A 12,429-nucleotide genomic window follows, 5' to 3' on the forward strand; every position below is an offset into this window, starting at 1 on the left:
AACGGCAGGTTTAACTTGATTCGAGTCGTAAGGCCCTTCAACGCCAGGGGCCAGGAACGAAAAAGCCCGCCGGGTGGCGGGCTGTTCGCTGGAGCGGGACGATCAGCGGCGGCGGAACAGCGGCAGCGGCTCGTCGGTGGCGGCCTGGTAGGTCACCGAGAAGTCCTTGAGGCTTTGCAGCGCGTCTTCCGGGTCCTTGTCGGCCCGGATGGCGAACGCATCGAAACCGCAGCGGGCCATGAAGAACAGCTGGTCGCGCAGTACGTCGCCGATGGCACGCAGCTCGCCCTTGAACTTGTAGCGGTCACGCAACAGGCGCGCATTGGAATAGCTGCGCCCGTCGGTGAAGGCCGGGAAGTTGAGCGCGATCACCTGGAAGTACTGCACGTCTTCGCCGATTTCTTCCGCTTCTTCGTCGCTGTCCAGCCACACGCCCAGGCCGCCGTCGCGGGCCTTGAGCACATGGGCGTGGTCACGCCACAGCTGCAGCGGCACGATGTAGTCGTCGCAGTTGGTCAGCTCGTCGAACGAGGTTTCCTTGGGCAGCAAGTGCCAGGTTTCGTCGACGATCTGGTTGTTCTTAATGATTCGCTGCATAGACGCGTTCCTTGAAGGGGTCGATGCCGATACGCTGGTAGGTGTCGATGAAACGCTCTTCCTCGGTACGTTGCTCGACGTACACGGCGATCAGCTTCTCGATCACATCGGCCATGGCATCCTGGGCGAAGGACGGGCCGAGGATCTTGCCCAGGCTTGCGCCGCGCGCAGCATTGCCGCCCAGCGACACCTGGTAGAACTCCTCACCCTTCTTGTCCACGCCGAGGATGCCGATGTGGCCCACGTGGTGGTGGCCGCAGGCGTTCATGCAGCCAGAGATGTTGAGGTCGATTTCGCCGATGTCGAACAGGTAGTCCAGGTCGTCGAAACGGCGCTGGATGGACTCGGCGATCGGGATCGACTTGGCGTTGGCCAGCGAGCAGTAGTCACCGCCCGGGCAGCAGATGATGTCGGTCAGCAGGCCGATGTTCGGGGTGGCGAAGCCGCTTTCGCGCAGCTCCAGCCACAGCGCATGCAACTGACGCTGCTCGACATCGGCGAGGATGATGTTCTGCTCGTGCGAGGTGCGCAGGAAACCGAAGCTGTAGCGCTCGGCCAGGTCGGCGACGGCGTCCAGCTGCTTGTCGGTCAGGTCGCCCGGGGCAACGCCGGTAGGCTTGAGCGACAAGGTCACGGCCACGTAGCCAGGGCGCTTGTGGGCGCGGGTATTGCGCGAGCGCCAGCGGGCGAAGCCTGGGTTTTCTGCGTCCTGGGCGGCGTAGTCGACATTGTCGAGGGCCAGGTACTCCGGGTCGACGAAGTGGCGCGATACGCGTTGTACTTCGTCTTCGGTCAGGGTGGTACTGCCGCCGCGCAGGTGGACCATTTCGGCCTCGACCTTCTCGGCAAACACTTCAGGTGTGAGCGCCTTGACCAGGATCTTGATCCGCGCCTTGTACTTGTTGTCACGGCGACCGTAACGGTTGTACACGCGCAGGATGGCGTCCAGGTAGCTGATCAGGTCTTGCCACGGCAGGAATTCGTTGATGAACGAGCCGACCACCGGGGTACGGCCCAGGCCGCCGCCAACCAGCACGCGGAAGCCCAGTTCGCCAGCAGCGTTGCGCACCGGCTCCAGGCCGATGTCGTGCACTTCGATGGCGGCGCGGTCTTCCTGCGAGCCGTTGATGGCGATCTTGAACTTGCGCGGCAGGTAGGCGAATTCCGGGTGGAAGGTGGTCCACTGGCGGACGATCTCGCACCAGGGGCGCGGGTCGATGATTTCGTCTGCGGCCACACCGGCGAACTGGTCGGTGGTGGTGTTGCGCAGGCAGTTGCCGCTGGTCTGGATCGCATGCATCTGCACGGTAGCCAGCTCGGCGAGAATGTCCGGAATGTCTTCCAGTGCCGGCCAGTTGTACTGCACGTTCTGGCGCGTGGAGATGTGCGCGTAGCCTTTGTCGTAGTCGCGAGCGATCTTCGCCAGGGTGCGGACCTGGCGGGCGCTCAGCTGGCCGTACGGCACGGCGACACGCAACATTGGTGCGAAACGTTGGATGTATAGGCCGTTCTGCAGGCGCAGAGGGCGGAATTCTTCTTCGCTCAGCTCACCGGCCAGGTAGCGGCGGGTCTGATCACGGAACTGCTTGACGCGGTCCTCGATGATCCGCTGATCGTACTCGTCGTATACGTACATAAAAGTCCTGTCTCAGGCATGCAGCTATTCGCGCGCACGGCCGCGCACTCCGGTACGGAGCCGTGGAACGATATCAGGTTGCGGTTATGCGCTAAAGTGATGTTTTTGCATATGAAAAGAACCAAATGGACTATGTGAGACTGACTGCCATTTGTACGCCGGGCGCAGCCAGGCGGTTATAATCCGGCGTTTGCTTCGCAGAGATGTGACCCCATGCTCAAGGCCCTGTGCCAAAGCTTGTGTCTTGCCCTGCCACTGGCGGCAAATGCGCAGCCGGCCTCGGTGGTGTTCCTCAATCCGGGGCTGTCCACCGAGACATTCTGGACCAGCTACACCCGCTTCATGCAGGCCGCTGCGGACGAACTGGGTATGTCCCTGCGCGTTGAGTACAGCGAGCGCCGAGCCGACCGGGTGCTGACCCAGGCCCGCGCGATCTTGAGTGGGGCGCAGCGGCCAGACTACCTGGTGCTGGTCAATGAGCAGTACGTGGCACCGGAAATCCTGCGCCTGTCGCGTGGTACCGGGGTCAAGCTGTTGCTGGTCAACAACGGCCTGACCGCCAGCCAGGCCCGCAGCATACAGGCCCAGCCGGACAAGTACGCCGAGCCCCTGGGTACCCTGATGAGCAACGATGAGCAGGCGGGCTTCCAGATGTTGCGCCTGATGGTCGCGCAACTGCCTCGCGACGCAGGGCCGGTGGACCTGGTGGCCTTTGCCGGGCTCAAGACCACACCGGCCTCGCAGTTGCGCGAGGAGGGCATGCGCCGCGCCCTGGCCGACTTCCCTCAGGTGCGCCTGCGTCAGGTGGTATACGGCGGCTGGAGCCGCCAGCGTGCCTATGAACAGGCGCAGCAATTGCTGGAGCGTTACCCGGCCACCCGCCTGGTGTGGTCGGCCAACGACGAGATGGGCTTTGGCGCCATGCAGGCGTTCGAGGAAGCAGGGCACACACCGGGGCGTGATGTGCTGTTCGGCGTCGTCAACAGTTCGCCTGAGGCCTTGCGTGCGCGCATCGATGGGCGCTTGAGCGTGCTGATGGGTGGGCATTTCACCCTGGGTGGCTGGGCCATGGTGATGCTGCACGATGATGCCCACGGGGTGGCGCTGAACCGCGACGGCCAGCGTGTGCACAGTGCCCCGGTGTTGCAGGCGATCGATCAGGCCAAGGCCAGGCGGTGGCTGAAACTGCTGGAGCGGGACGACTACGGCGTCGATTTTCTGAATTACAGCGCCGAAGGGCAGCCGGCCAGTTACCAGTACCCGTTCCTGACGTCACCGGTCGAGTATTGAAAGACCCTGCTTGAGGGAAGGGCATTGCTCGTCTTAACTGCTGGTTGTGAAGTGCATTCCCATAACCACTACAAGAGGCAATGCAATGGGAAACTCAACCAAGGTCCGCAAAGCTGACAGCAGTGTCGACGCCTGGGCGATCCTCTGCCTGATCGTCCTGGTGGTGGTCACTGCCGTGTATTGGGTCAGCCACCAGTAGACTTCTCTTTCAGACCGTGATGTAGCAACAGCGCCTGCGGGGGGATGTCCTGCGGGCGTTTTTGTGTGGCCTGTCCCGGCCTCATCGCCGGCAAGCCAGCTCCCACAGGTACAGCGCAGGCCCTGAGGCTGCAGAAAACCTGTGGGAGCTGGCTTGCCGGCGATGAGGCCGGGACAGGCTAGCGGGTAAGGTGCAGGGCCAGTTGCACCAGGCCGATCAGCACCATGATGAAAATCAGGGTGAAGAGCGTCCCCAGTGCAATGAAATGGCTGGCTTTGCCGTGGGTGAAGTCGCGGGTGCGGTTCTTGCCGCTTTGCACGCCGAAGGCGGCGGCGAGGATGCTGTGCAGCATCTGCCAGAAGGTTGGGGGTTTGCCCTGGCTGGAATCATCCATGGTAGCTCCTGAAGATCAGAGGCAATCAGGAACAGTGTAGGCAATGGCGCTAAGGTTGCTTGTGCCGGCCTCTTCGCGGGGCAAGCCCGCTCCCACAGGTTCGGCACAAACCGCCAGGGCAGTGATTTACCTGTGGGGGGCTTGCCCGCGAGGAAGCCGGCACAGTCTTAGCTGTCGTACCCGAGGTTCGGTGCCAGCCAGCGCTCGCTTACGCTCACATCCTGCCCTTTGCGCGCGCTGTAGCGCTCGATCTGGTCCTTGTCGACCTTGCCAACGGCAAAGTACTGCGCCTGCGGGTGGGCAAAGTACCAGCCACTCACCGCCGCCGCCGGGAACATGGCAAAGTGCTCGGTAAGGAACACACCGCTCGGCCCGGTTTCGCCGATGGCGGTGCCGTCGAGCAGGCGGAACAGGGTTTCTTTTTCGGTGTGGTCGGGGCAGGCCGGGTAGCCCGGTGCCGGGCGGATGCCGCGGTACTGCTCCTTGATCAGCGCTTCGTTGTCCAGGTGTTCGTCGCGGGCATAGCCCCAGTGCTCTTTACGCACCTGCTCGTGCAGCCACTCGGCGCAGGCTTCGGCCAGGCGGTCGGCCAGGGCCTTGACCATGATCGAGCTGTAGTCGTCGCCTTTGTCCTGGTAAGCCTTGGCCACTTCCTCTGCACCAATGCCGGCAGTGGTGATGAACCCGCCCACATAGTCGGTGACGCCGCTGGTTTTTGGCGCGACAAAGTCAGCCAGCGACCAGTTGGGTTTGCCGTCGGGCTTGATGGTCTGCTGGCGCAGGTGGTGCAGCGTGGCCAGCGCCTGGCCGTCCTCGCCGTACACCTCGATGTCGTCATCGGCCACCTGGTTGGCCGGCCAGAAGCCGAACACCGCGCGGGCGCTGATCAGCTGCTCGTCGATCAGCTTGTCGAGCATCTCGCGGGCATCCTTGTACAGCGCGGTGGCAGCCTCACCGACCACCTCGTCGGTGAGAATGCGCGGGAACTTGCCGGCCAGGTCCCAGGAAATGAAGAACGGGGTCCAGTCGATGTATTCGGCCAGGGTGCGCAGGTCGATGTCTTCCAGTACCTTGACGCCGGTGAAGGAAGGCACTGCTGGCTGGTAACCGGCCCAGTCGTACTTCGGCTTGGCGGCGATGGCCTGGGCGTAGCTCAGGCGCTCGGTACGGGCGCTGCGGTTGGCGGTGCGCTCGCGCACATCCACGTATTCCAGGCGGGTTTTCTCGACGAAGCCCGGCTTGAGCTCTTTGGACAGCAACTGGGTGGCCACGCCGACCGCCCGCGAGGCATCGGTGACGTAGATGACGGCGTCGTTGCTGTACTTGGGTTCGATCTTGACTGCGGTGTGCGCCTTGGACGTGGTGGCGCCGCCGATCATCAGGGGCAGTTCGAAGCCCTGGCGCTGCATTTCGCGGGCAACGTGGACCATCTCGTCAAGCGACGGGGTAATAAGGCCGGACAGACCGATGATGTCGCATTTTTCGTCGCGGGCGGTTTGCAGGATTTTCTCGGCCGGCACCATCACGCCGAGGTCGACGATGTCATAGCCGTTGCAGCCCAACACCACGCCGACGATGTTCTTGCCAATGTCGTGCACGTCACCTTTTACCGTGGCCATCAGGATCTTGCCCTTGGCTTCTGGCTTGTCACCTTTTTCGGCTTCGATGAACGGGATAAGGTGCGCCACCGCCTGCTTCATCACGCGGGCCGACTTGACCACCTGGGGCAGGAACATCTTGCCTGCACCGAACAGGTCGCCAACCACGTTCATGCCACTCATCAGCGGGCCTTCGATGACCTCGATGGGGCGTGCGCATTGCTGGCGGCACTCCTCGGTGTCCTCGACGATGTACGCGGTGATGCCTTTGACCAGTGCGTGCTCCAGGCGCTTGCCGACCGGCAGCGAACGCCAGGCTTCGTTTTCGACTTCCTTGGTGGCGCCGCCGCCTTTGTAGTCGTCGGCAATGGCCAGCAGGGCATCGGTCCCTTCCGGCGTGCGGTTGAGCACCACGTCCTCGACCTTTTCACGCAGCTCGGCCGGGATCTCGTCGTAGATCTCCAGCTGGCCGGCGTTGACGATACCCATGGTCAGGCCGTTGCGGATGGCGTGGAACAGGAACACCGAGTGGATCGCCTCGCGCACCGGGTTGTTGCCACGGAACGAGAACGACACGTTGGACACACCGCCCGAGCTCAGCGCATGGGGCAGGTGGTCACGGATATAGGCACAGGCCTCGATGAAGTCGACGGCGTAGTTGTTGTGCTCTTCGATACCCGTGGCAACGGCGAAGATGTTCGGGTCGAAGATGATGTCTTCGGGCGGGAAGCCCACTTCGTTGACCAGAATGTCGTAGCTGCGCTTGCAGATTTCCTTCTTGCGCGCGGCGGTGTCGGCCTGGCCGACTTCGTCGAAGGCCATGACCACCACGGCGGCACCGTAGCGCTTGCACAGGCGGGCATGGTGCTTGAACTGCTCGACGCCTTCTTTCATGGAAATGGAGTTGACGATGCCTTTGCCCTGAATGCACTTCAGGCCGGCTTCGATCACTTCCCACTTGGAGGAGTCGATCATGATCGGCACGCGGGAAATGTCCGGCTCGCCAGCGATCATGTTGAGGAAACGGACCATGGCCGCCTGGGAATCGAGCATCCCTTCGTCCATGTTGATGTCGATCACCTGGGCGCCGGCCTCGACCTGCTGCAGGGCGACTTCCAGGGCTTCGGTGTAGTTTTCTTCACGGATCAGCCGGGCGAATTTGGCCGAACCGGTGATGTTGGTGCGCTCGCCGACGTTGACGAACAGCGACTGGCGATCAATGGTGAACGGTTCCAGGCCGGACAGGCGACAGGCCTTGGCAATCTCCGGGATCTCGCGTGGCTTGTATTTGGCCACGGCCTCGGCAATGGCCTGGATGTGGCCCGGGGTGGTACCGCAGCAACCCCCGATGATGTTGAGGAAGCCGCTGGCTGCGAACTCTTCGACCACCGCAGCCATTTCGGCCGGGGTTTCGTCGTACTCGCCGAAGGCGTTCGGCAGGCCGGCGTTGGGGTGGGCGGAAACGTGGGTGTCGGCTTTGGTCGACAACTCTTCCAGGTAAGGGCGCAGGTCTTTGGCGCCGAGGGCGCAGTTCAGGCCCACGGAAATCGGCTTGGCGTGGCGCACCGAGTTCCAGAACGCTTCGGTGGTCTGGCCCGACAGGGTGCGGCCAGAGGCGTCGGTGATGGTGCCGGAGATCATGATCGGCAGTTCGATAGCGTCGTCTTCAAACACCTGCTGCACGGCAAAAATGGCCGCCTTGGCGTTGAGGGTGTCGAAAATGGTTTCGATCAGGATCAGGTCCGCGCCGCCCTCGATCAGGCCACGGGTGGCCTCGATGTAGTTCTCTACCAGCTCATCGAACGTGACGTTGCGGTAGCCGGGGTCGTTGACGTCCGGGGAAATCGAGCAGGTGCGGCTGGTAGGGCCCAGTACACCTGCGACGAAGCGCGGCTTGTCGGGCGTTTCCAGGGTCTTGGCATCGGCTACCTGGCGGGCAATGCGCGCGCCTTGCACGTTCAGCTCATAGACCAGCGACTCCATGCCGTAGTCGGCCTGGGAAATCTGCGTGGCATTGAAGGTGTTGGTTTCTAGAATATCCGCACCGGCATCGAGGTAGGCTTTCTCGATGGCGGCGATCACGTCCGGGCGGCTGAGCAGCAACAGGTCGTTGTTACCCTTTACATCGCTTGGCCAATCGGCGAAGCGCGTGCCACGATAGTCGTGTTCCTCGAGACGGTAGCTTTGGATCATAGTACCCATGCCGCCGTCGAGGATCAGGATGCGCTCTTTGAGGGCGTTCTGGAGTGCTTGGAGACGAGCGCTGCGGTCGGACATAGGAACTACCTGGTCGGGCAAATATCAGAAGGTGCAGAATCATATCAAAGTTGCGCGGTTTTTAGGCGCACCGCCCATTTGCATGAAAACTGCTCATGTTGCTGGCGCGATTAACAGCACCCAAAGACGACCAGGCAACAACAGTGACAGCTTTCAGGACCCAGGACTTTTCGCACATGGTGCATCGTATTCTTGCCGGCGCCTTCGCTCTGCTCATCAGCAGCGTGGTGTTCGGGCAAGCCCCCCAGTCGAGCCCGGCCATTTCCTATACCCGGGACATTCAGCCGATCTTCACCGAGAAATGCGTGGCCTGCCACGCCTGCAACGACGCCGCCTGCCAGCTGAAGCTGGAAAGCCCGGAAGGCGCGGTACGCGGTGCCAGCAAGGTCCCGGTTTACGAGGGCGACCGCAGCAAGGCGGTGCCTACCACGCGGCTGTTCTACGACGCCCATAGCGAGGAGCAATGGCGCAAGAAAGGCTTTTACTCGGTGCTCGACAACCAGGGCAGCCAGGCCGCGCTGATGGCGCGCATGCTGGAGCTGGGGCACAAGACCCCACTCACGCCCAATGCCAAACTGCCCGAGGACATTGTGCTGGGCCTGAGCCGCAACAACATGTGCCCGTTGCCCCATGAGTTCGACGCCTATGCCGGTGCCCATCCCAAGGAGGGCATGCCCTTGGCCGTTACCGGGCTGACCGACAAGGAATACGACACCATGCGCCGCTGGCTGGCGGCCGGGGCGCCTGTTGAGTATCAACCGATCAAGCCAAGCGAAACCGAAGCCAGGCAGATCGCCGAGTGGGAAGAACTGCTCAACCGCCCGGGTTCCACCGAGGCCCTGGTCGGCCGCTGGCTTTACGAGCACCTGTTCCTGGCGCACATCTACTTCGTCGGCGGCGAGCAGGGCCACTTCTTCCAGTGGGTGCGGTCACGCACGCCCAGCGGCCAGCCGGCCGACATCATTGCCACGCGTCGCCCCAACGACCCACCCGGCACCGACTTCTATTACCGCCTGATCCCGGTGCAGGGCGTGATCGTGCACAAGACGCACATCACCTACCCGATGGGGCCGCAGAAGCTCAAGCGGGTGAAGCAGCTGTTCTACGCCGGTGACTGGCATGCTACCGCGCTGCCAGGCTACGGCCCGCGTCACCGCGCCAACCCGTTTGAAACGTTCGAGGCAATCCCGGCAGTGGCGCGCTACCAGTTCATGCTGGATAACGCCGAGTACTTCGTGCGTACGTTCATCCGTGGCCCGGTGTGCCGCGGGCAGATTGCTACCGACGTGATCCGCGACAACTTCTGGGCACTGTTCCAGGAGCCCGCCTTCGACCGCTACATCACGGATGCCAAGTACCGTGGCGAGGCCACCCCGCTGCTGGCCATGCCTGGGCAGATCGATGATGTGGGCAGCGTGCTGAGCCTGTGGCACGCCTACCGCGACAAGCGCAACGAGTACGAAAAGCTGCGTCGCGACGCCTATGCCGACATGCCGGCGCCAGGGTGGTCGACGCTGTGGGCCGGTAACGACAACGCGCTGCTCAGTATCTTCCGCCACTTCGACAGTGCCTCGGTGACCAAGGGCCTGATCGGTGATGTGCCGCTGACCATGTGGTTGTTCGACTACCCGCTGTTCGAGCGCACCTACTACCAGCTGGCGGTCAACTTCGATGTGTACGGCAATGTTTCGCACCAGTTGCAGACGCGCCTTTATTTTGACTTGATCCGCAATGGCGCCGAAGTCAACTTCTTGCGCCTGATGCCGGCCGAAAAGCGCAAGGACATCCTCGGCGACTGGTACCAGAACAGCGGCAAGGTGAAGATGTGGATGGATTATGAAGACATCGACACCGACACGCCCAGTGGCATCTCGCTGGACGCGCGTAACCCCAAGCGCGATTTTGGCCTGAAACTGCTGCAGCGCACCGGCAGCCTGAATGCTGCGCCCGACCCGATAAACCGCTGCCAGGGCGCCTTCTGCTCACGGCCGCAGGTGAGCGAAGAGTTCCGCAATGCCGAGCAGTCGCTCAGCCGCCTGGTGTCGCGCCCGGCTGCGGGGCTGAAGGTGATCAACCAGTTGCCCGAAGCGACCATGCTGCGCATCGAAGGGCAGGGCGGCCAGCGCCAGGTGTACAGCCTGCTGCGCAACCGCGCGCACAGCAACGTGGCGTTCCTGCTGGGTGAGGCGTACCGCTACCAGCCCGGGTTGGATACCCTGACCCTGTACCCGGGCGTGCTCAGCAGCTATCCCAACTTCATCTTCAACGTGCCGACCAAGGATGTGGCGGAGTTTGTCGAGGACCTGGAATATGCGAAAGACGATGCAGCCAGGTTCGAGCGCATCGTCATGCGCTGGGGCGTGCGCCGCAGTCACCCTGAGTTCTGGCGCTACTTCCATGACCTGAACAGCTTCATCAAGGAGACCACGCCGGTCGAGGCGGGTGTGCTGGACATGAACCGCTATGAGAACCTCTGATCGGGTAGGCTGACCTTTCCGAGTACCCTGCGGTCGGAAATGGTGGGTGGTCCGGGGGCTGCTATGCAGCCCAATCGCCGGCAAGCCAGCTCCCACAGGCCTGCGTAGTGCTCAGGCGTGCGCGGTTTTTGTGGGAGCTGGCGTGCCGGCGATGGAGCGTAAAGCGCTCCCGAAGGCCTCAATACACCGGCAAGCGCAGGGTATTTCATGCTGTATTCGCTTCAGGCACTGCGGGCGTTCGCCGCCTGGGTGGTGGTCTGCCACCATTTCATGCAGATCTTCTTCGACTTCCACGCCACCGGCCCCATCGGCCAACTGCTCACCGACCGTGGCGCCGTGGGGGTCGACATCTTCTTCGTCATCAGCGGGCTGGTCATCTACCTGTCGACCCGCGACAAAACCATCGAACCGCGCCAGTTCCTGCTCAATCGGGTGCTGCGTATTGTTCCTGCCTACTGGTTCTACACCGCATTGATGGCCGCGTTGCTGCTGGCCTTCAGCCAATGGATGCCGCATCAGGAATTCGCCTGGCATCACCTGCTCTTGTCAATGTTGTTCATCCCGGCGGAGAACCCCGGAGGCTATGGCCTGTACCCGACCCTGAACGTGGGCTGGACGCTGAACTTCGAGATGTTTTTCTACCTGCTTTTCGGCCTGGCCTTCCTGGTACGCCAACGGCATCACTTGCTGTTGGTTACCGTTGCTCTGCTACTGGTCAGCGAGGTACTGGGGCGCATGGGTGTGGTCAGCCGCTTCTACAACAACGACATCATCTACGAGTTCCTGCTCGGCATCGGTGTGGGCGTGCTGTACCGTCGCGGGATGATCCGCCAGGGCAGGTGGTTGCCGCTGGCTTTGCTGGGCGTGGCCAGCCTGGCGATCTACCACCTGGACGCTTCCCAGCGCTTGCTGCATTGGGGGGTGCCAAGTGCGATGATCGTGCTGGCCTTTGTGGCCCTGGAGCCACTGTTCCAAGGCAATCGGCTGCTCAAGGCCCTTGGCGATTGTTCGTACTCGGTGTACCTGATTCATGTCCTGGTGCTGTATGCCGGCTGGTTCGCCAGCCAGCGCCTGCATCTGAACCCGTATCTGGTATTTGCCCTGTGCGTGCCGTCCATTGGACTAATGTCGTGGTTCAGCTACCGGTGGCTGGAGCGCGGCCTGTACCGGCGCATGCAGGCCTGGCTGGCGGCGCCACGGGGGCCATCCCGTGAATATGCGCTTTCCCGAGTCAATTACTAGGACTTTGTTCAAGGGCCGGGTTGGCGTACACTTGGCCGCAAGTCTGTGAGGAACCTACATGAGCGCTATAACCATTACCGACGCCGCCCATGATTACCTGGCCGATCTGCTTTCCAAGCAGAATACGCCTGGCATCGGCATTCGCATTTTTATCACCCAGCCTGGCACCCAGTACGCAGAGACGTGCATTGCCTACTGCAAGCCGGGCGAAGAGAAGCCTGACGACACCGCCGTGGGTCTGAAGAGCTTCACCGCTTACCTGGACGCAGTCAGCGTGCCGTTCCTGGAAGACGCACTGGTCGACTACGCCACCGACCGCATGGGTGGCCAGCTGACCATCAAGGCGCCTAACGCCAAGGTGCCGATGGTCAACGAAGACAGCCCGATCAACGAGCGTATCAACTATTACCTGCAGACCGAGATCAACCCCGGGCTGGCCAGCCACGGTGGTCAGGTCAGTTTGGTGGATGTGGTCGACGATGGCATTGCCGTGCTGCAGTTCGGTGGCGGCTGCCAGGGTTGTGGCCAGGCAGATGTCACCCTGAAGGAAGGCATCGAGCGCACCCTGCTCGAGCGTATTCCGGAGCTCAAGGGCGTGCGTGACGTGACTGACCACACCCAGAAAGAGAACGCCTACTACTGACGTCGACGCGCTCCTGTAGGGTTCGCGTAAATGCGGCTCTCTTAGCAACAAACTGTTACGGTTTCAACCCCTGCGA

At 62.2% G+C, this 12,429-nt stretch carries 8 protein-coding genes; 4 read left to right on the forward strand and 4 right to left on the reverse strand.

The features are described from left to right. Window positions 1-102 precede the first annotated feature (102 nt). Together CKW35_RS00955 and CKW35_RS00960 are read right to left on the reverse strand one after the other, a co-directional pair. Window positions 103-597: a DUF934 domain-containing protein gene (locus tag CKW35_RS00955; protein ID WP_016485947.1), complete on the reverse strand. Its 495-nt coding sequence runs from the start codon at window positions 595-597 to the stop codon at window positions 103-105. Beyond that, entirely contained in the window at window positions 581-2,233 is a 1,653-nt protein-coding gene (locus tag CKW35_RS00960) for a nitrite/sulfite reductase (protein ID WP_016485948.1), read from the reverse strand. The genes CKW35_RS00955 and CKW35_RS00960 overlap by 17 nt, the downstream gene beginning before the upstream one ends. A gap of 213 nt (window positions 2,234-2,446) precedes the next feature. Between CKW35_RS00960 and CKW35_RS00965 the strand changes: the two genes are divergently transcribed. Then, window positions 2,447-3,523, forward strand: a complete 1,077-nt coding sequence (locus tag CKW35_RS00965) for an ABC transporter substrate-binding protein (protein WP_016485949.1) — start codon at window positions 2,447-2,449, stop codon at window positions 3,521-3,523. A gap of 377 nt (window positions 3,524-3,900) precedes the next feature. Here CKW35_RS00965 and CKW35_RS00970 read toward each other — a convergent pair whose 3' ends face one another. Next, entirely contained in the window at window positions 3,901-4,116 is a 216-nt protein-coding gene (locus tag CKW35_RS00970; protein WP_016485950.1) for a DUF2970 domain-containing protein, read from the reverse strand. A 167-nt stretch (window positions 4,117-4,283) separates the two neighbouring features. Further along, window positions 4,284-7,991 carry a methionine synthase gene (metH, locus tag CKW35_RS00975; RefSeq protein ID WP_095114819.1) on the reverse strand — a complete coding sequence of 1,236 codons (3,708 nt, stop codon included), beginning with the start codon at window positions 7,989-7,991 and terminating at the stop codon, window positions 4,284-4,286. Window positions 7,992-8,167: 176 nt separating this feature from the next. Here metH and CKW35_RS00980 point away from each other — a divergent pair, with 176 nt between their 5' ends. From CKW35_RS00980 to nfuA, 3 genes are all read left to right on the forward strand, one after another. Next, on the forward strand, window positions 8,168-10,468 hold the full coding sequence (locus tag CKW35_RS00980; RefSeq protein ID WP_016485952.1) for a fatty acid cis/trans isomerase: 2,301 nt from the start codon (window positions 8,168-8,170) through the stop codon (window positions 10,466-10,468). Window positions 10,469-10,675: 207 nt separating this feature from the next. Continuing rightward, window positions 10,676-11,710, forward strand: a complete 1,035-nt coding sequence (locus CKW35_RS00985) for an acyltransferase (RefSeq protein ID WP_016485953.1) — start codon at window positions 10,676-10,678, stop codon at window positions 11,708-11,710. A 58-nt stretch (window positions 11,711-11,768) separates the two neighbouring features. Next, on the forward strand, window positions 11,769-12,353 hold the full coding sequence (nfuA, locus tag CKW35_RS00990; RefSeq protein WP_012271640.1) for a Fe-S biogenesis protein NfuA: 585 nt from the start codon (window positions 11,769-11,771) through the stop codon (window positions 12,351-12,353). The last annotated feature ends 76 nt before the right edge of the window (window positions 12,354-12,429 follow it).

The sequence above is a fragment of the Pseudomonas sp. Irchel 3F3 genome (assembly GCF_900187545.1).
Classification (GTDB): Bacteria; Pseudomonadota; Gammaproteobacteria; order Pseudomonadales; family Pseudomonadaceae; genus Aquipseudomonas; species Aquipseudomonas fortuita.